The organism is Pedobacter lithocola, assembly GCF_042650845.1.
Lineage (GTDB): Bacteria > Bacteroidota > Bacteroidia > Sphingobacteriales > Sphingobacteriaceae > Pedobacter > Pedobacter lithocola.
This window is the reverse complement of record NZ_JBHSBW010000003.1, coordinates 171974-192613: the sequence shown is the minus strand read 5'-3', so window position 1 is coordinate 192613 and position 20640 is coordinate 171974. Positions and strand designations below refer to the sequence as shown.

Sequence of the window (20640 nt, the reverse complement as noted above, 5' to 3'; positions counted from 1 at the left end):
AAGTTAGGCTAATCGTCTCAAATTTTTAAGGTAACAACTTAAAAAAGGCTTTAAGCATCCCTTTCTCATCGCTATTGCAAAAACACTAGCCATTAACACAACTCATTTTTCTTCAAATAGCTGACATTTCATGGAAATTCAATTATATTTGAAATAACCACCTATGAGCCGCATATTATTAATTCTTTGCACGATTTTAGGGCTATATTTAGCTCCATTTCCTTCTCAGGGACAGCCTCATTACTTCAAGCATTTTGAAACAGATGATGGATTAGTCAATAACTCAGTCAGTAGCATTACCCAGGACCATTATGGCTTTATCTGGATAGGTACCCGCGGGGGATTGATGCGCTTTGATGGTTACTCATTCAAATCTTTTAACAACCGGACCGGCCAGCGTGGTAACCTCTGGAATAATTTCATTACCTCTATCTGTGAAGATAAAAAAGGCATACTTTGGATAGGTACCGGCAGAGGGATATTTAAATATGATCCTTTAACAGAGGTGCTCACATCTTTAAGCGTGGCGCCTCAGGTTTACATTAATGGCTTTGTGATCGATCGCCAAAATAAGGTATGGCTACTCGGGCAGAACCGCTTATATTGTTATGACCAGACTACCAATAAAATAGAAGATCTCAAAATACATGTATCTCGGATAGCGTTGAACTTTGATGGTAATTTGCTGCTTGGTAATTATGACGGAATCTTTTTCACCTGCAATACCACAACCAAAGCCATTACCAAAACACGAATAATTGGTACAGATACCGCTCCAAATATGCGGGCGATCACTGAAATCTACCCAATAAGTAAAGATTTAACATTTATCGGACATAAGCAGGGTCTTATTACCTACCACTCCAGAACGAAACAAATTGATACTATCCCTCTTCGCAACGGCACCGATAATCGGGTGATGGTCCGAGACATCTGCAGGAGCAAAGGAGATGAATATTGGATAGCTACCGAAAATGGGCTGTACATTTATGACCTGAAAAAACATCTCCTGTCTAGATCCGTAAAAAAACTAGGCGACCCTTTTGCAATATCAGATAATGCAATTTATTCGGTTTATAAAGATAAGGCTGGTGATATGTGGGTAGGCACATATTTCGGCGGATTGAATTATCACTCCCAGCAGAATGCAAAATTTGAAAAATTTTACTCAATACCACTGAAAAACAGTCTCTCGGGAGACGCGGTCAGCGAATTATGGAATGATCAAAACCAATTTTTATACATCGGAACCGAAGATGCAGGACTAAACCGTTTAGACATCAGAACAAAGGAAATTACCAATTACCTATCTAATCCGAAATTAGATAATGGTTTTTATTCTAACATCCATAGCCTGCTGGGATCCGGAAATGAACTTTTCATTGGATCATATTACCATGGTATGCAGGTTATGGATAAGAGAACAGGACAGATCAGGGAACGGTATAAAATCGTGAATGAAGCTGGTGAGGATGGTAGTGATTTTGTTTTAAGCATGTGCCTGATGAGAGACAGCAATCTGGTTCTGGGAACAACAGGTGACTATGGCGGCTTATACCGCTATCATAAAAATAAAAAAAAGTTTACTCGTTTTAAGCAAATTCCCCTAGGGAGTACAATATATCATATTCTTCAGGATCACCAAGGAATGTTATGGGCAGGCTTGAAGTCCCAAACCACCGTCTATATCAATCCTAAGACTGGACGTCATGGTAAAATCGTGTTTGGTGACCCCAAAAATGAATCATCAGTACATTTCATTCTGGAAGACAGCTCTCACGCGATATGGTTCACAACAGTTGGTGCTGGTTTAATTCGTTTGGCCCCGGATCGTAAAACTTTCAGAAAATTCACTACCAGGAATGGATTGCCAAGCAATGTCCTTCATGGGATGATGGAGGATGATAACAGGCGATTGTGGATAGGGTCGAGCAATGGCCTGGTGTGTCTGGACCTGACTAGCTACCAAATAAAAGTATATACCCAGGCCAATGGCTTAATTACCAATCAATTTAATTTTAATTCTGCATCTAAAAGTGCCCAAGGTAGATTGTATTTCGGCTCGGTCAAAGGGCTCATAGCTTTTGACCCTAAGCAATTGCATCAAAGGGAGCGAGCACCTGAAACTTATTTTACCAGTCTACAGATAAATAACAATGAAGTTAATCCCGGTGATGTTAATAGTCCGCTGATTAAATCAATCACCCATACTGATAGCCTCATACTCAGCCCCAGCCAGCGCAATTTTAGTATTGAATTTGCTGCTTTGAACTTTAGTTCCGCAAAAGCCACCCGTTACCAGTATCGGATGAATGGATTAGACCGAAAATGGACATATTCTAATACAACCCGTAAAGCCTATTTTACAGATCTTTCCCCAGGGCGTTATACCCTTACTGTAAAGGCGAATAGTAATGTAGAAACGTGGGCGGGTAAAGAACGCAGTTTATATATTGAAGTCCTGCCACCTTTTTGGAGAAGCGGAACAGCCTACTTATTGTATGTAATTTTTACTCTTTCAATCGCTTATTTTTTGATGCGTCAATACCACGCTTATCAACGTAAGCGAAATATGGCAGAATTGAAGCTGTTTGAACATCAAAAGGAAAAAGAGGTTTATCAAGCGAAGATTGAATTTTTTACTCATATTGCCCATGAGATTCAGACTCCCCTAACCATGATAAGTGTGCCTGTATCTCGCTTATTAAAACAGACAGAAGACCACCCAGGGCTAAATAAAAGCCTATTAATGATTAATAAATACACTACCCGCCTAGTAGATTTGACTAGCCAGTTGTTAGATTTCCGTCAGACCGAGATTGAACAATTTGGATTGAATTTTGTCAATGTTGAAATCAGCCAATCAATTCTGGAAATTACTGACTCATTTCAGGATCTTGCGATCGAGAACAACATCAACCTCAATGTTAATCTACCGGAAAAGAGCTTTACCGCTTTTGTAGACCGAGAAGCATTTATTAAAATATGTAATAACTTAATTAGTAATGCCATAAAGTACGCACGTTCCAGAGCTGAAATCAGCCTGCATCCTGCAGCAGGAGCGTATTTTTCCGTTTCGTTTGAAAACGACGGAAAATCGATTCCCGAGGAATACCAGGAGAAGATCTTCCAACCATTTTTCAGGCTCAAAACTACCGATAAACCGGGAACTGGAATTGGCCTTCCTTTGGCCAAATCTCTAACAGACCTACATGAGGGAACCCTTAGCTTAACCTCAGGCAAAACAGATAAAATTATTTTTGTTTTAACCTTACCCATACACCAGCGATACGAATTTAATTTAGGAGTCTGGAAAAAGATTGATGTATATGAAAAATAGTATTTTAGTCATTGATGACCATCAGGATTTACTAATCCTTCTCAAGGATATTTTAGAAGAAGATTACCTCGTGCACCTTGCAACAAATGCCGAGCAAGCTAAAAAATTATTAGATGAACAGGTGATTCACCTTATCATATCGGACGTAATGATGCCTGGAATGGATGGCTTCCAGTTATGTCGATTAATTAAGTCAGATGTTGCTTATTGCCATATACCTATCATTCTGTTAACCTCAATGAATGGTATTCGTGCACATATTGAAGGACTGGAACATGGGGCAGATGCCTATATTCCAAAACCCTTTTCTGAAGAACTCCTTAAAATACAGGTTGCCAGTTTGCTACTAAACCGTACAAAAATCAAAGATCATTTCGCCAGCGTTCCCTTCGAAGATGTGCGTGTGATGGCCCACTCAAAAGCTGATGAGATTTTTCTTCAGAAATTGGATGAATACATTCGAAAAAATCTTAAGAATCCAAATATTGATATGGTTAGCCTTGCCGATCATATGTTCATGAGTCGGCCAACCTTTTACAGGAAGGTTAAAGCCTTATCTTCACTGACACCAAAGGAGCTTATCGATATTACACGGCTAAAAAAAGCGGCAAGCCTTATTGCAGAGAATCGGTATACCTTGTACGAAGTTAGTGTGATGGTCGGCTATAGTTCACAAAGTTTATTTAGTCGTAATTTTTTCAAATACTATAAAATGAATGCATTAGAATATGCCGGATCGTTACCCAAAGCAATTCGTGATGAGTAACCTACCAACAGATTCCCAATCTTTTAATGGAGGTAATCTGATACAGCCAAATGAAATATAACAGCTAATTTTTCTAACGGGTATCATCTCTGTTGAAGCTCAATGGCTCATACAATTTTTCTTCGAAACTTTGGTAATTTAATAGAATCAGCACCTTTATCAATTAATTGGGCTCATATATAGATAACTAAAATCTGACCACCAAAACCAAAAACCTAAATCACAACAACGATGTCGCATAACCCCCCTCATTATGATGAACTCACTCAAAAACACAATTATAATACCAAGGCCTTTGCTTTTTTATATCATGGTAAGAGAAAAAAGATGACAAATTAATTTGTAGGGATGCCCAGGGACAACCCTTAAACTCCAGATAAAGCGTGGGCAAATTGACTGCTACTGAAGCGCTGGTTGCCTAACAGATTATTTCATTTGGTATAGCTTCATTTGATATTTTATAATTGCCTGTTTTCTTTTGAACAAGTTTGTTGAACAGAATTTTATGATAAAATTTTATGAATTCAATAACTGATAAAACTTTGTAAAATTTAAATCGATGCATAATAGCTAGTCGAAAAGGGAGACTATAACCTAATCGCCTAAGGTCTAAAAGCAACACTTTAAGTGCGTTTTTTTCACTTGTTCGCATTATGGGTTGGGGTAGTTTAGCATAATTCAAAGGCAGTTTTGCAAGGTGTTTTTGGTGTACTTTAAGAATCGTATCCATCCAATCTCTTCCAGGATTACCCTCTGAAAAGTGGCTTATCAAAATTTCATGCGTAACATATATCGGATAGGAGCCAACAATTTGTAAGGACAGATCAAGATCATAACCGTGAAAACCGGGTAGAAGTTCTTCATCAAAGCGATGCTGCTCAAATACATACCTGGGCATGCACATCCATACCCCATCAATGGTAGTTACCTGAGATAATTGTTCTTTCAGAGGATTTATCCGGTGTTGGATAGGGCTGACAGAGGTGTACTTGAAATGCTGGATCATATTTACCCTTACTGGATCCCCAAGTATTCCATCTGCTACCCACATTGAAGGAGTTAAAGACTTGTAGGTCGAACCTGCGACGCCCAAAAGACCGATGGTACGCGAGGCAAAGGTGTCAATTAAAATCCGTCCCCAACCGTAGGTCATATATTCGATGTCTTCGTGCATAAAGCATAAAAGCTCAAATTTAGCAAGGCTTGCTGCCTCATTATACATTTGTGAAAGGCCCTTTTTCTGATTTTTATTGTCAGTAATAAGCAGCTCATATTGCACACCAATAGTTTGGGCAATGTTGTCTTTAAGTTTTTTTAAATACTCTGGATTTGCTGAGGCAATTATCAGACTTATCATAATTATTTAAATGTTATTATATTAATTTTTGATGGAACCATTTTAACCACGCAACTGAAACAAAAGGCATCTGTCTTGTAGAATTAATATCTGAACGGTTTTAATGGTCTAAACGCAACAGCGTCCTTGAATTTTTCCATTATAGTGCTCATTTTGTTTTAAAGAAATTTAGAGTAAATAAGAATTGCTTTAGTTTTATCTAATCTTTTACGCTACAGAAAAAGATTAGGTTCATAGATTTCAGATTTTTATTAATTGACCTGTTGCGTTGAATGAAGTTTCTGCGTTTTAGCTTAAAACTAAATCATTAAAATTCACATGAACAACACGAAAAACATCGGCATGAAAACATTGAGAAAAAATTTATTCTTTGCATTTTTAACCCTTTCAACAATTACTATCTTTTATAGCTGTAAAAAATATGATAACCAGCCACTACAGCCAATTTGCGCGGTTTCTGTATTTAATGCTCTTCCCGATGCGACACCACTTGATTTTTATCTGGGAGGTAAAAAAGTGAACATCGAAGGTCTACCATTTGGCAATAAACTCAATTATGTGGAAGCTTTCCTTGGTAAAAGAATGGTAAAAGTCACTACAGCAAATGCTTCGGCAACGTTGATAGACAAAGAGGTAGACTTATCCGAAAGCGTATATTATTCACTTTTCTTGGTTAATCAGTCTCAGACAGCAGACGTACTATTGTTAAAAGATGCCTTTTTGGAAAGGAATACTGAAAAGGCGCAAGTTCGGTTTATCAACCTTTCCCCCGATGCGCCATCTTATAATTTAGAAATACAAGGTGATACCACAACGTTTAGTGACAGGGCCTTCAAGACAGCTACTCCGTTTAAATACATAACTGATAATGCAAAAGCCACACTACTCTTGAAGGACAAAGCCACGGGACAAGTACTATCTACTTTGCCTGATGTAGAGCTTAAAAAAGGATTTGTCTATTCGGTTTGGGCTAAAGGATTAAATGCCACGACAGTTGATACTCAGAAAATAAGCCTTAAGGTTTCAGCACACTAAGGATAAAATTCTTTCCTACTTAGGCCTGGAGCTGCTTTGCCCCAGGCTTTTTTTTACATCAAGGCGTTTGCTCATCATGAGTCCACCCTTTATAAAAGTTAGTTTGAAAATATAGGGAGGTCTAAAAGAAATTAAAATACGTAGTATTTCTGCATAAAAAAGTTGGTAATATATGTTCTCTCTATCGAATTTTCACTTTGTTTTTTATCGCTGAATCTTAAATATCTAATTGCTTTCTTTTCCCTATAATTGTTCGAGAGTGGATTTAACAATGATTTTAACTATTAAATTTGGTAATTTATCTTCTTTATTTTTATGATATTGTTTTCACTATTTTCCAATTGTTTTGTGTCTCCTTGAGTGTGTTTTTGACATTTTTGGGAAGTAAAATCTTTTGGATTGATTGATGCCGCATCATTTTGTTTTGTTAAACAATCTTTGAAGCTAAAATGGTCTAAGTCTTTTTCTGGCAATTGTGATACAAATTTCTTGTCTACTTTCAGGACTTTATTCTTTGTTTTTTTGGTTTCCATAACTAGTTTTAAATGTCGAAGGCGGTCAATATGATTTGCTAACTGACTATTAATTATTGATTTTGGTTGATTACCAAAGTTGCCAAGAAAATCTAAGCTATTGATGATATTAGGTTGGTAAGTACCAACGAAATTTTTAGAGATTAAAATCTTCCTGAAAGTTAAAAAGCTTACAGGTAGTGTTTTGAGATCGATGTGGATTTAGAAAATTAATCAAGAACATGCTACTTCGCGGAATAATAATTGATAATGGCACCATGTCATTTGCTCATTCAAGACCACATCAATTATAAAGTCAAAAAAATAATGGTTGGAGATGTAATTTATTGTGACGATTATAAGCTAAAGAAGTTGGTGTATTCGTTAGGAACAGCTTTTAAGGCAGTGTTAGCTATGTACTGAATGCAAGCCTGGTGGAAGTAAATACTGATATAGAGACGGAATTGCTAAAAAATGAGCAAAACCAAAATTTATTTTATTTTAATTTGCCAGTTGAAATATTTAAAGATATGATCCTAACGTTAACCATTTAAAAATTGTCTCATTTAGTTATGGATGATCATGAGGGTTTGGTGTTATATAATTTACTAAAAATATTGTTCTGATACAATTACAAATTCAAAGAGATATTTTAAATGGAGAGAAGAGTTTTTTTGAAAAATAGCAGCATACTTGCTGGAGGATTACTAGCTGCCAATAAGCTAAACGCAGTTAATCTTGAGGTGCCTCCAATTCGTATAGCAATTATCGGCTGTGGAGACCGCGGAAAGGGAATAATACACATTCTTAACAAAATGCCAGATAAGTATCGAATCATAGCAGTATGTGATGTTCTTGATTTCCGGTTAGAGAGTGCTAAAAAAATTAGCGGAAGTGCGAGCTGGAAAACATATAAAGATTACGGTCAAATGTTAAGTTCTGAAAAACTTGATGCGGTTGTGATTGCCGTACCATTATATCTGCATTATCCCATCGCGGTCGAAACTATCAAAAGCGGATGTCACCTCTATTTGGAAAAAACCATGACTTACGATATTCAGCAATCTATTAATCTAGTTGGCTTAATGAGAGGTAGAAAACGGCAAATTCTGCAAGTTGGGCACCAGTACCGCTATTCTCCATTGTACTATCGCGTGAAGGAGATGATTGAGAAGGGAAGTTTGGGAAAGATTACCCAGGTGGACTGCAGATGGGACAGGAATGGCAGTTGGCGTAGAGAAGTTCCAAACAAAAATCTTGAGCGTGCTGTGAATTGGAGGATGTACAAGGCTTATTCCGGGGGGCTGGTCGCTGAATTATTGTCCCATCAAATTGACTTCATAAACTGGCTTTTCGATACACACCCTGACGAATTTTTTGCCACAGGTGGCATTGATGTCTACAAGGATGGAAGGGAGACATATGATAATGTCCAAGTGATGCTAAGATATTCCAAAATCGGACTTATCGGAAACTTTGGTTCAATGTGTGGTAATGCACGAGATGGATACCTTTTTAAAATTAAAGGCACTCTTGGAACAGTATCTTTATTAATTGACCAAGGAATGTTTTATCCAGAAAAAAAGACCCAGCCATCGAAGGAAATTATAGATGGTGTAACAGGTGCGAGCAAAATTGGTTGGGATAAAGATGGGGGTTTTCCTATTTTACTGCAAAAGCCACTGGATGGTACAGTCTATGCATTTGAAGATTTTCACAAGCGTATCCTGGACGGCTCAACTCCGGACAGCAATGTACTAACTGGCGCAAGAACTGCTATAAGCGTTCATCTGGCGAATGAGGCGCTATATACCAAAAAAAAGATTCTTTGGAATAAGGACTTTGACGTGTAAATAATCTTTTAAGCATTTAACAACCTGCTAATGCCCACTTACCTGTCTGGATTGTACATATTCTTTTGGAGACATTCCAAACTGTTTGAAAAAAGTTCTCCCAAAATGTTTGTGAGAACTAAAACCAACCATTTGAGAAATTTCATATATTTTCAGCACGCCTTGGCTGAGTAATTCAGCAGATTTCTTTAGCCTGGTGATGCTTATGAGCTCATTGCTGCTAAGGTTGGAGATAGATTTTATTTTCCGGTATAGTGTTGGTCGGCTCATATTCATTCTGTCTGCGAGATAATCAACATTTAATCCAGGGTCATCAATTCGGTCATTAATTAGGTTTTGAAGTTTTTCAAGAAAAAGTTCATCACCTTTGGTATAGGCCATGCTTTTGATATGGATAAGCGGCGAGCTTGCAAAGTACGCTTTTATTTTATTCCTGTTCTTGAGTAATGAGGCGACTTGAACCAGCAGGAAATCCGAATGGAATGGTTTTTCCACATATGCATCAGCACCCATTTCCAACCCATCAATCGTTGCCTGTAGACCAGTTTTTGCGGTAAGCAGTATTACAGGTATGTGGCTGTACTCGAAATTAGATTTAATTTTCTCACACAGTTCATAACCGTCCATCTTTGGCATCATCACATCGCTAATTACTAGCTGAATGATTTCCTGATGGAGTCGTTCCAGGGCTTCTTCTCCACTTGCTGCTGTTAACACATGGTATTTTTCGCAAAGTAAATCTGCCACATATTCTAAAATATCTTCTTCATCATCTACCAGCAAAATAACAAATTTGTCCTCCGTTGTTTCCGAGATACTTAGCTTAGGGATTATTTTCTTTTCCATTTACCTTTTAGGTTAAATTCGATTAATTGGTGTATCGGCAACTCGACAACAAAGAGGTTATGTCCGTAGGCATTATTTACCACAATTATATTACCCCCGTGTAATTCAGTTAGCGATTTAGTTAGGGATAAGCCAATTCCTGTTCCCTGCTTCATTTGCGTTTCAGTCGCCCTAAAAAAAGGTTCAAATATCTTTGTGTGGAGATTATCGGGAATGGTTTTTCCATCATTTGCTACTGAAACCTGAAATACGTCCATCTTATCCTCAGCAAGATATAATTTTACTTCAATTAGTGTGTCGCTATATTTGATTGCATTATCGATAAGGTTACTTATGATCTTATAGAACGCTTCTGTGTCAATATATGCTTCTATATCTGCCGAGGAAACAATCAATCTATAGGTCAGATTCTTCTCTCTAGCAACAGGTTGGAAAATAGTGAAAATCTCATGCAGGACTCCTGAAATATTAGCCTTCACAAAATTCAAAGAAAATCCATTAACTTCTGTTTTACGAAAATCAAGCAACTGATTGGTGAGGTTGAAAAGTCGATCCGTGTTTCGTTCCATCATTCTTAGCTTTTTCTCTATAAATGGCACACTTGAAGCATCCTTAATCAAATCACCCATAGGTCCTTTTATCAACGTTAAAGGGGTTCGGATTTCGTGAGCAATATTGGTGAAGAATTCAATCTTAGCGCGGTAGATTTCTTTCTCCTTGTTGTACTCGAAGCGCTCCATTCTTTGTTTAGTCTTGTTCGCCATTCGCAGGTGATAGAACCTAAAAAGATACAATACAAATAACAATATTAAAATGGCATAGATAAAATAGGCAAGGTGACTTCTATATAATGGCGGTAGTATGGTGATGGCTAATTGGGGATTATCGAAAGTCCAAGTGATACTTCCGTTTTCTAACGCTTTTACTTCGAAAACATAATGACCAGCCGATAGCTTAGTAAAGTAAACTTTTCGATTGGTTTTTAGGTAATTCCAATCATCGCTAATGCCTTTCATCCGGTAAGCGTATTGAGTCATTTCTGGAGAAAGAAAGCTGATTGCTGCAAAATCGATACTAAATGAAGACTGTGTATCATTTAGAACTATTTTTTTCGTGCTTAATATGGATTCAAATAAAACCGAGCTGTCTTGAATGCTGATTTCCTCATTATCAACCTGGAATCCGGTAATTTTTAGTGGCGGTTGAGTGTTAGTGGTTTTAAATGATCTGGGGTTAAAGCTGATTAAGCCTTTTACACTTCCAAAATAAATGTACCCATTGTTATCTTTAAAGCCCGAACTATAGTTAAATTGATCGGTTAGCAAACCGCTCGAGCGAGAGTAAACCTTAATCAACATTCTCGCTGGGTTAAAATTTATTAGGCCTCTGCTGCTTGCTATCCAAAGATTTTTTTCATCATCTTCAATAATCTTAAAGAGAAAATTACTCGGCAGCCCATCTTTCACCTTGATGATGTCGAAACCATTTTTTTTAACATTAAAGCGATTAAGCCCTCCGCCATCTGTTGTCACCCATAAATTTTTGCTGCTATCTTCAAATATACCATTAATGGTGTTGTGGGAAAGACTAGACGATTGTTTCTCGTCGTATTGGTATTGAACGAATGCTTTTTTACCAAGTCTGAACCGAATAAGGCCATGATTGAGTGAACCCGCCCAAATGTTTCCACGGCTATCCTCAGTAATAGTAGTATAAGAAATTAATGGTAGCCCATCAATTAGTTCAAAGTCATTTTTTGCGCGGTTATAGCGATACAAACCTACAATCGTGGCCAAAAGAATATCTCCAGATTTTGTTTTACAAAAGGTGAAGATAAATCCATTCCGCAAGGAATTTCCTTTTCCCGGTGTATAGTGTTTGATGACCTTTTTTGTTCTGATATCCAAAATGTCAAGGCCATGTTCAAAAGTTCCAATCCACAAACTGTCCCCATCAATGAGTAGTCCATGTATATTAGAATGAGAAATGCTTGAAGGTTTCTCATCCGGTAGGTAATTTGTAAATAAACCGGTTTTGGTATCTAGCATATTCAATCCCGCGTCTTCGGTTCCTATCCAAAAATTACCATAACCGTCTTTGCAAATTTCCCTCACATCACTTCCACTAATTGAATTTACACCTTTCTGAGGGAAGTACTTTGTGAAAATCGAATACTGACTCGAACAATAGTTCAATCCACCAAAATAAGTTCCAGCCCAAATGCCATTTTCGCGATCCTTTAAAAGGGAATACACAGCATTATCTGATAATGCATAGATGTTCCCATATTGCTTACTCAAATGGACCATTTTATTTCGATCGTAAACATAGATTCCAGATTCAGATGCAATCCAAAACTCATTATCAGAAACTTTAATCATGTCCCTAACATAAATTGAAGTTTTTGTTTCATTATATGTAAGCAGGGCTTTGCTTAGGCCGGTTATTCGGTTAAATATCCTGATGCCCTGATTAGCGGTCCCGACCAGTATATCATTATTGCCTAAATCTAAAGTTTTTGTCGCCCAACTATTCTCTTTTGCATTTGACTTATCCATTACGTAATATGACTTAAAGCGGTCCTTTCTTGGTTCATATTGCTCAATGGTACCCATCAAAGTTGTTATCCAGATACTGCCATCGCCCATTTTGGAAACCGATGTAGCCTCAAAGGCTGCATTTTCTTTCAGTTCATGTAATATTTGTGATGAAATGTTGTATCGATAAGTTCGCCTTAGGGAGATTATCCATAAATTTCCATTATCATCTGTTGCCAGGTCATTTATACGTAGCCCTTTTGTCCCCTTTACGACCTGAAATTTTTCTGTCTTTGGCAAATAAAGATAGACCCCACTATTGGTTCCAATCCACAAATGATTTTCTGCATCCTTGTGTATTTCGTAAACCAGATCATTTCCCAAACTCCCTTGCTGAGATGTATCATGTCTATATGTTTTAAATTGGTAACCGTCAAACCTGTTTAATCCGTCTTTGGTTCCAAACCACATAAATCCTTGGTTGTCTTGCGCAGCGCATAGAACTGTATTATTGGATAAGCCGTTTTCAACCTGATAATGCCTAAAGTAATAGGGCTGTGCAAAACTAATTGCAGCAATACAACAAAAAATGCTAAGCAATACGGTTTTTTTAATATTTGGCATAATGAATATCAAATATACCAATATCGTGTTATGATAAACAAGTTGTGCCTACCTCAGCTTATTTGTCCAAAGCATTAAATACTAAAGAAGCTTCAAAATTGGCGTAAAACACGCTTTATTGAATTCCAAAAAGTACCTTCAGTTAAAAAAGAATCAAAAAGGGTAAATTTTGAATTATTTAGGGCATAATGAGATTAATAAATCAATCATATTTGAATAATTCATTTTGTCAAAAATTTTTGATTAAATGACTAACCAAATTATAAAAATGTATCCCATTATTTATCAGGTATCCTGTTTGCCTAAACATATATTACTTCTATGAGCAAAATTATATTGTCGATATTTCTTTTTTTGGCCTCCCTTGCACATGCACAGACCTTCACAAATCCACTTCTTCCTTCTGGAGCGGATCCGTATAGTTATTATAAGGATGGTTACTACTATTATACCCATACAACAGGCAACCGAATTGAACTTTGGAAGAGCAAAAGTTTGCAAGGCTTAAAAGATGCACCACATAAAACAATCTGGAAGGCACCCGAGACCGGTCCGTATTCAAAAGAAATCTGGGCGCCTGAAGTAATGTTCCTCCAAGGAAAATGGTATGCGTATTTTGCTGCGGACGATGGCAAAAATGATAATCACAGAATGTTTGTCTTAGAAAATTCATCTACTGACCCAATGCAGGGCGAGTGGATCTTTAAGGGTCAAATTAGCGATAAAACTAATAAATGGGCAATTGATGGTGATGTTGTTGAATTTAAAAACAAGCTGTACATGGTTTGGTCAGGTTGGGAGGGAAATGAAAACGGTAAACAAGAGATTTTTATTGCCACACTTAAAAATCCGTGGACGGTTGACTCAGAAAGGGTTAAAATCTCAACTCCAACTTTGGATTGGGAGAAACATGGTGATCTAAATTCGGCAGGCAATCCTTCCCAAGTTGATGTAAACGAAGGACCACAGTTTTTGATACACAATGGCAAAACTTTTATTGTGTTTTCAGCAAGCGGGTGCTGGACTGACTTTTATGCTCTTGGAATGCTTTCAGCGAGTGCTAATAGTGATTTAATGAATCCAGCCTCATGGATTAAACATCCTAAGCCAATATTTGAAAAATCTGAAGAAAATAGTGTATATGCGCCTGGACACAATTCATTCTTTAAATCACCGGATGGATTAGAAGACTGGATTCTCTATCATGCAAATGATAAGCCCGGTCTAGGGTGTGGAAGGTTCCGTTCACCGAGAGCTCAAAAATTTACATGGAATAAAGACGGAACGCCAAACTTTGGAGTGCCTGTTAAGACCGGCGCTTCCCTGACTATACCATCAAGCAAAAACTAACATATCCCACCTAAAATACATGAAGATCACAAACATTTTCTTTCCCGGCCTTATAGCTTTAATCATCACTAGTAATGTGTTCGCTCAAAAAGCCGCAAAAATACCTGGACAGGTCTGGTCTGCGGAAAAAGCAAATCAATGGTACGACAAGCACAAATGGTTAACCGGTGCTAACTACATCCCAACTAATGCCATAAACCAGCTTGAAATGTGGCAGGCAGACACTTTTAGCCCCGATTTGATAGATAAAGAACTTGGTTGGGCGAATGCGATCGGTTTCAATACCTTAAGGGTGTTTTTATACAGCAAGGCATATAAACAAGATCCCGAAGGATTTCTTAAAAGAGTGGATCAGTTCTTAACGCTGGCTGATAAATACCAAATTAAGCCAATGTTTGTATTTTTTGATGATTGCTGGAACAAAACATCAGCAATTGGTAAGCAGCCAGAAGTAAAGACAGGTATTCATAATTCAGGTTGGTTACAAGACCCGGGCGACCCCGACTATAAAGAAAAAGCCAATTACCCGGAACTAGAGATATATGTAAAAGCTGTATTAAACCGCTATGCAAACGACAAACGAATTCTATTATGGGACTTATATAACGAGCCAGGAAATAGCGGAAAACTGGAAACTACAATTCCATTGCTTACCAAAACAATTGAATGGGCTAGAGCTGTAAATCCTTCTCAACCCCTGACTGTTGGCTTATGGAGCTGGGGCTTTGAAAAACTTAATGCTTTGCAGATTGCAAATTCTGATATAATAACCTATCATAATTACGAAGCTCCAGACTGGCATCAGCGCACCATAGATTTGCTAAAAGCCACTGGTAAACCATTGATATGTACAGAGTATATGGCACGAACGCGCAACAGTCGCTTTTCAAATATTCTTCCCCTGCTAAAAAAGGAAAATGTTGGTGCAATAAATTGGGGTTTTGTAGCTGGAAAAACAAATACCAAGTTCGCCTGGGACACTCCCCTTGCTGATGGAAGTGAGCCTATAGAATGGTTCCATGAAATTTTCAATCCCGACGGAACGCCGTACCGAAAGGATGAAATAGACCTTATTAAAAAACTCAATGGAAAAAATTAAATCTCCTTAATGATATAAATGAATGAAACATTGGAAAGACGCTTCTGTAGCATTAAGATTTTACCGAAGCTCTTTTTCCAATGCTATATCCAGTATTCAATCTATAAAGATTCAACAGGAAAGCGGATTCAAGATGTCAATGTTAAATAACTATTCTAAAAATAAATTAATTAAATATTATGAAGCAAAAAGTTTTACTCCTTAAAATTATGAGCATTGCCTTTTTGCAGTTCATTATTCTGGTTGCATTTATTTCAAATGGCCACGCGAATGGTACTACCCACCGGAAAATCAATGCGTCTACAGGTAAAGTGAGACTTCCTGTATTCTATGATTTTGTCGTAAGCGGTAGAGTGCTTGATGAAAAAACGAGTACCCCAATACCTGGTGTAACTATTAAAATCAAAAACAGCCAGTTAACTGCATTATCAGATAATAATGGTGAATATAAAATCACAGTTCCAGATGATCAAGCAATTTTAGTATTTTCCTATGTCGGTTACGAAATTCAAGAGAAATCCATTGGTAGTGCAAGGGTTATAAATATCGCATTAAAAACCAGTCAGGCTAACTTGGAAGAAGTAGTTGTAGTAGGATATGGAACGCAAAAAAAAGCTGATGTTACCGGCTCAGTTGCTAGAGCAAATTTAGACGACTTTAGAAATGCGCCTACTACAAACATCGCTAATCTTTTACAAGGTACCGTTCCCGGTTTAAATGTTGGTCAGGTAAATCGTGCTGGCGCAACCCCAGCAATAAGCATCAGGGGGCAGAACACCTTAGGTGGAAACCAAAACGTCCTTATTATCCTTGACGGCGTTCAATACAATGGTTCCCTTACATCCATCAATCCCGACGACATTTCAACAATTGATGTGTTAAAGGACGCCAGTGCTACAGCGGTATATGGGGCGCAGGCAGCCAATGGTGTTATTCTAATTACCAGCAGGAAAGGAACCATCGGTAAAACTCGGATTTCTCTCTCTTCTCAATATGCAACACAAGAACCAAATGTTGCTTTAAAGCCAATGGCCAGAGATGAATATCTTGACCATATTAAATACCTATATTACGACCAAGCCTTTCTTGCACCGAGTTATACGCAAGCAAATCCCAATTTTAATCTGGCCAGTTTCGTAGACTTATCAATGAAAGACGCGCAGGGAAATATTCTTCCTAATAACTTTAGCTGGTATGAGGAGGCAACTAGAACAGGTATTATCCTCGATAATCAATTGAGCGTATCTGGAGGAAGCGACAAACTAACCTTCCTCTTATCGGGAAACTTTACTAAAAACGCAGGTTTTATAAATAATGACCTATTTAAAAGAAGGGGCCTTAGGGCAAACATCGAAACAAAAGCAACAAACTGGTTAACTATAGGCCTGCAGTCTTTTGGAAGTTTTGTCAATGAGGATGGCGTAGAACCAGCTTTTGCAACAATTAATGGAATGTCGCCTCTAAGCCTACCATATGATGCGAATGGAAATCTGATTATTAATCCTTACAATACAAATATAACAAACCCTTTGCTGAGCTATCAGGCCAAAGATTTTGACCGTAAAAACTATTTTTTTGCAAATGTTTATGCCACTGTCCAACTACCACTTAAAGGCCTCAGCTACAAAGTAAATTTTGGAAATAATTACAGGATCGAGCTTAAAAACATTTCAAACCAATATGATGCCAACCTTACCGGGCAGGCCTCAAAAGAAAATACGACGTATTACGATTATACCTTCGATAACTTATTGACCTATAATAAGGCTATTGACAGGCACAATTTTACAGGTACACTATTATATGGGGCTATAGAACGGGATAATAGTTATACAAGGGCATACGCCACTGGGTTTTCAAGATTGACATTAGGTTATAATAACCTCCAACAGGGAACCAACAGGTTTGCGATTTCAAATGCATGGAAAGAAACATTAAACTATCAAATGTTTCGCTTGAATTATAATTTTGATAGTAGATATTTATTTACGGGAACCATACGAAGGGATGGGTTTTCGGGTTTCGCAGAAAACAATAAGTATGGAGTGTTTCCTTCTGTATCTTTTGGATGGGATATCTCTAAGGAATCATTTTTTAAAGTGGGCTGGGTAGATAATCTGAAACTTAGAGCTGGATACGGTGTAGCAGGTAATCAAACCACTAGGTATTCTTCATTAGCAAATGTGGATGTAAATGCCGCTTATATTTTTGGGGACGGGGGTTCGACGCAATTCGGTCAGCAGGTCAATTCCCTCTCTAACCCTGATTTAAGGTGGGAAAAAACCAGGGGTTTGAACTTAGGACTGGAATTTACATTTTGGAACAACCGGTTTTCAGGAGTTGTTGAATACTATGATACCAAAACCACTGATCTTCTTTATCTGGTCAATATCCCCAATATTACAGGTTTCACAAATATTTTGACCAATGTAGGACAGCTTGATAATCAGGGGATTGAGTTGTCGTTTAATTCCAAAAATATCTTAACTAAACAGTTCCAGTGGACCACAGCATTAAATTTTTCACGTAATGTAAACAAAGTCGTTAAACTTTTAGGGGATAAAAATGGTGATGGTATTGAGGATGACCTGCCGCAGTCGGGTTTGTTCATCGGGCAAACCACAGGGGTAATATATGATTATCAAACAAATGGTATTTGGCAAATTGGCGAACAAATTCCAGCGGGCTATTCTCCCGGCACATATAAAATTGTTGACCAAAATGGAGATGGCGTCATAAATGCAAGCGATAGGTCCATTTTAGGGACATCCAATCCCGGTTTCAGATTGAGCATGTTGAACAATTTCCAGTACAAAAACTTTACATTAACAGTATTCTTAAATTCAATCCAAGGTGGGAATCGCTCCTGGCTAGCGAGTAATACCCCTCGTAAAATTAGAGATGATAATAGTATTCGCGATAACTATCTCAGCGGTATAGACTTCTGGGCACCAGATAATCCAGGAGGAAAATATCCAAGATCTATCGTATCGGCTACGCTAAATCCATCGCTTTATCAAAACAGGAGCTTCGTTCGCTTACAAGACGTGTCCCTATCTTATAAATTTGTAGGGAAATTCATTGAACGATTGAAACTGCAAAACCTTAATGTATTTATCAGTGGTAGAAACCTCGCTACTTGGACAAATTGGGAGGGTTGGGACCCTGAAACCAATCAAGGATTGACCAATGATGGTCGTCCTGTTTTTAAAAGTTATTCTGCAGGACTTAATGTTACATTTTAAACAAAAAAAGATGAGAAAAATTACCATAATATTATGTGTTTTAATTAGTATCAGTTTTTCCTGTAAAAAGTCTTTTCTCGATGAAGAGCCGCTTGATTTCTTGAGTACCTCAAATGCGTATATCAGTACCAAAGACTTTGATGCAGCAATAAATAATCTATACAGCCGTATAAGAAGCGAATTTTACACGAGTGGTGAACAAAGACCATTCGATTATGTATTCGGAACGGATTTAATTTTTGATGGACAGCCCTCTACAACCAGGCATACTAACATGGTTGCAGCTTATTCACCCTTGAGTACGGAAATTCCATTAATTCACTGGGTATCACTTTATAAAATTGTAGCCGAGTCCAACACGATAATTGATAGAATTCCAGCTTCATCGATGTCTGCTTCCGATAAAACATTGATGGAAGCCAGGGCCAGATTTTTTCGGGGGATGGCTTATCGTACCCTTGCATATTTATATGGTGGCGTTCCATTAAACTTAAACGAAGTGCTTTCTCCCAAAACAGACTTCACAAGAGCAACTAAAGCCGCGGTATTAGATCAGGTAATCGTCGATCTGAAGTTTGCTGCTTCTAATTTGCCTGCTATAAATGCGGTACAGGATGGCCAAATAAATAACCTTGCTGCTAACCATTTACTGTCTGAAGTTTACCTAGCGGCAGGCCAGTTTCAAAATGCGGTAGATGCTTCAACCCTAGTGATTAATAATCCAAATGTAGCTTTGATGAAAACTCGATTTGGTATAAAACAATCTGATGTGACTAAAAACGTGTATTGGGATCTTTTCCAGCAAGGTAATCAAAACAGGAAAAATGGCACCAATAAAGAATCCCTATGGGTTATTCAGTTTGAAACCGATGTACCTGGTGGCAGCACCGTCTCAACAGGTATTGGAGGTTCATATCAAATGGAAAGACATTTCGCTCCACAATTTATTAATTTCAGGTTATCCGGTAGCACCATTCAACCGTTTCTCTATCCCATCAGTGATTATTCAGGTGGAAGAGGTATTGGATGGGCAATTCCTACTAAATATTTTTCTGATGCGATTTGGGCAAGTGACTTCAACAATGATCTTAGAAATGCACCGTTCAATTTCGTCAGAGAATTTAAGGTGACAAACCCCTCTCATCCACGCTTTGGTCAGATTATTTCAACCACAAATCCCCCGGCAGGCATCACAGTACCCAGAAGAGATTTTTATCCTTTTCAATCCAAAATTACAACCCCGGGCGATCATCCAGATGGAATGTTTGAAAACAAAGCGACGCTCACATTGAAGGCTAGTGCTGGTGGTACTTACGCTGACCAATACATGTTTAGGTTAGCCGAAACATATCTATTAAGGGCCGAAGCTTATTTAAGTCTAAACCAATTGAGTAATGCTGCAGCAGATATAAATGCAGTTCGGAGTCGCGCAAATGCAGCTAATGTATTACCTGCAAATGTGAACATTGATTACATTTTAGATGAACGTATGCGGGAATTAGGATCGGAAGAAAAAAGAAGAATTACCCTGATGCGACTGGGGCTTGTTTTTGAAAGAGTAAAGAAATACAATCCTTATTATGCTGATATATTGCCAACGTATAACTTGTGGCCAATTCCAGCCTCTGAACTTGAGCGAAATAATGGTGCCAGGCTTGATCAGAACCCAGGTTATTAAAGCAATCCTGATTCAAAATTCATAATGAAAAAATTTAAGTGGAAAACCTATTAAGCACATAATAAAATAAGCCAGCGCTATTATTACCCCGCTGATGATGTTAGCCAGAAAAATAAGCTAATATTATGGCAATATTGAATCCTAAAAATTATCGGAACTTATCTTGTATGATCGAATGACTTTGGAAGCTAATCTGAAAACTATTCTATCAAACGTTATGTTTATAAAATTAGTAAACTCATTTTCGATTTTCATAGCTGAAAGATAATGCTATATAAATTCATAGAGATGGTTATGTCCTAACATTATATGCAAGCCCAGTATTTAACCTATATAGCGAGCAGAGGACAGTTTAGGTAGTTATCAATCAAGTAGTACAAATAGTTAAAGAAGTAAAA

The 20640-nt window shown here is 37.7% G+C and carries 12 protein-coding genes; 8 read left to right on the top strand and 4 right to left on the bottom strand.

Annotated elements, in window-relative coordinates; genetic code table 11:
- The first annotated feature begins 163 nt into the window (after positions 1-163).
- Together ACFOWA_RS01595 and ACFOWA_RS01590 are read left to right on the top strand one after the other, a co-directional pair.
- Entirely contained in the window at positions 164-3340 is a 3177-nt protein-coding gene (locus ACFOWA_RS01595; protein WP_154282719.1) for a ligand-binding sensor domain-containing protein, read from the top strand.
- Positions 3330-4106, top strand: a complete 777-nt coding sequence (locus ACFOWA_RS01590; protein WP_154282718.1) for a response regulator transcription factor — start codon at positions 3330-3332, stop codon at positions 4104-4106. Before ACFOWA_RS01595 ends, ACFOWA_RS01590 begins: the two co-directional genes overlap by 11 nt.
- Before the next feature lie 418 nt (positions 4107-4524).
- Here ACFOWA_RS01590 and ACFOWA_RS01585 read toward each other — a convergent pair whose 3' ends face one another.
- On the bottom strand, positions 4525-5463 hold the full coding sequence (locus ACFOWA_RS01585) for a glycosyltransferase (RefSeq protein ID WP_154282717.1): 939 nt from the start codon (positions 5461-5463) through the stop codon (positions 4525-4527).
- Between the two features lie 318 nt (positions 5464-5781).
- Between ACFOWA_RS01585 and ACFOWA_RS01580 the strand changes: the two genes are divergently transcribed.
- Positions 5782-6498 (top strand): DUF4397 domain-containing protein, encoded by a 717-nt coding sequence (locus tag ACFOWA_RS01580; protein ID WP_154282716.1) that lies wholly within the window; start codon positions 5782-5784, stop codon positions 6496-6498.
- Positions 6499-6782: 284 nt separating this feature from the next.
- Here ACFOWA_RS01580 and ACFOWA_RS01575 read toward each other — a convergent pair whose 3' ends face one another.
- Entirely contained in the window at positions 6783-7031 is a 249-nt protein-coding gene (locus ACFOWA_RS01575) for a hypothetical protein (protein ID WP_154282715.1), read from the bottom strand.
- Between the two features lie 635 nt (positions 7032-7666).
- Here ACFOWA_RS01575 and ACFOWA_RS01570 point away from each other — a divergent pair.
- Entirely contained in the window at positions 7667-8863 is a 1197-nt protein-coding gene (locus ACFOWA_RS01570) for a Gfo/Idh/MocA family protein (RefSeq protein ID WP_154282714.1), read from the top strand.
- Between the two features lie 27 nt (positions 8864-8890).
- Here ACFOWA_RS01570 and ACFOWA_RS01565 read toward each other — a convergent pair whose 3' ends face one another.
- On the bottom strand, positions 8891-9709 hold the full coding sequence (locus tag ACFOWA_RS01565) for a response regulator transcription factor (protein ID WP_154282713.1): 819 nt from the start codon (positions 9707-9709) through the stop codon (positions 8891-8893).
- On the bottom strand, positions 9694-12870 hold the full coding sequence (locus ACFOWA_RS01560) for a ligand-binding sensor domain-containing protein (protein WP_378981119.1): 3177 nt from the start codon (positions 12868-12870) through the stop codon (positions 9694-9696). The genes ACFOWA_RS01565 and ACFOWA_RS01560 overlap by 16 nt, the downstream gene beginning before the upstream one ends.
- A gap of 336 nt (positions 12871-13206) precedes the next feature.
- On the opposite strand from ACFOWA_RS01560, the gene ACFOWA_RS01555 reads away from it, so the two are divergent.
- The 4 genes from ACFOWA_RS01555 (at position 13207) to ACFOWA_RS01540 (ending at position 20242) form a co-directional block, all read left to right on the top strand.
- Positions 13207-14220, top strand: coding sequence for a glycoside hydrolase family 43 protein (locus ACFOWA_RS01555; RefSeq protein WP_378981117.1), 1014 nt, complete (start codon positions 13207-13209; stop codon positions 14218-14220).
- A 19-nt stretch (positions 14221-14239) separates the two neighbouring features.
- Positions 14240-15319 (top strand): glycoside hydrolase family 2 TIM barrel-domain containing protein, encoded by a 1080-nt coding sequence (locus ACFOWA_RS01550; protein ID WP_378981115.1) that lies wholly within the window; start codon positions 14240-14242, stop codon positions 15317-15319.
- A 179-nt stretch (positions 15320-15498) separates the two neighbouring features.
- Entirely contained in the window at positions 15499-18564 is a 3066-nt protein-coding gene (locus ACFOWA_RS01545; RefSeq protein WP_378981113.1) for a SusC/RagA family TonB-linked outer membrane protein, read from the top strand.
- A 10-nt stretch (positions 18565-18574) separates the two neighbouring features.
- Positions 18575-20242: a RagB/SusD family nutrient uptake outer membrane protein gene (locus ACFOWA_RS01540; RefSeq protein ID WP_378981111.1), complete on the top strand. Its 1668-nt coding sequence runs from the start codon at positions 18575-18577 to the stop codon at positions 20240-20242.
- The last annotated feature ends 398 nt before the right edge of the window (positions 20243-20640 follow it).

Bases quoted from the DNA above. Each gene is read 5' to 3' on its own strand.
- ACFOWA_RS01595 (WP_154282719.1), top strand. From the start codon at position 164: ATGAGCCGCATATTATTAATTCTTTGCACGATTTTAGGGCTATATTTA.
- ACFOWA_RS01590 (WP_154282718.1), top strand. From the start codon at position 3,330: ATGAAAAATAGTATTTTAGTCATTGATGACCATCAGGATTTACTAATC.
- ACFOWA_RS01585 (WP_154282717.1), bottom strand. From the start codon at position 5,463: ATGATAAGTCTGATAATTGCCTCAGCAAATCCAGAGTATTTAAAAAAA.
- ACFOWA_RS01580 (WP_154282716.1), top strand. From the start codon at position 5,782: ATGAACAACACGAAAAACATCGGCATGAAAACATTGAGAAAAAATTTA.
- ACFOWA_RS01575 (WP_154282715.1), bottom strand. From the start codon at position 7,031: ATGGAAACCAAAAAAACAAAGAATAAAGTCCTGAAAGTAGACAAGAAA.
- ACFOWA_RS01570 (WP_154282714.1), top strand. From the start codon at position 7,667: ATGGAGAGAAGAGTTTTTTTGAAAAATAGCAGCATACTTGCTGGAGGA.
- ACFOWA_RS01565 (WP_154282713.1), bottom strand. From the start codon at position 9,709: ATGGAAAAGAAAATAATCCCTAAGCTAAGTATCTCGGAAACAACGGAG.
- ACFOWA_RS01560 (WP_378981119.1), bottom strand. From the start codon at position 12,870: ATGCCAAATATTAAAAAAACCGTATTGCTTAGCATTTTTTGTTGTATT.
- ACFOWA_RS01550 (WP_378981115.1), top strand. From the start codon at position 14,240: ATGAAGATCACAAACATTTTCTTTCCCGGCCTTATAGCTTTAATCATC.
- ACFOWA_RS01545 (WP_378981113.1), top strand. From the start codon at position 15,499: ATGAAGCAAAAAGTTTTACTCCTTAAAATTATGAGCATTGCCTTTTTG.
- ACFOWA_RS01540 (WP_378981111.1), top strand. From the start codon at position 18,575: ATGAGAAAAATTACCATAATATTATGTGTTTTAATTAGTATCAGTTTT.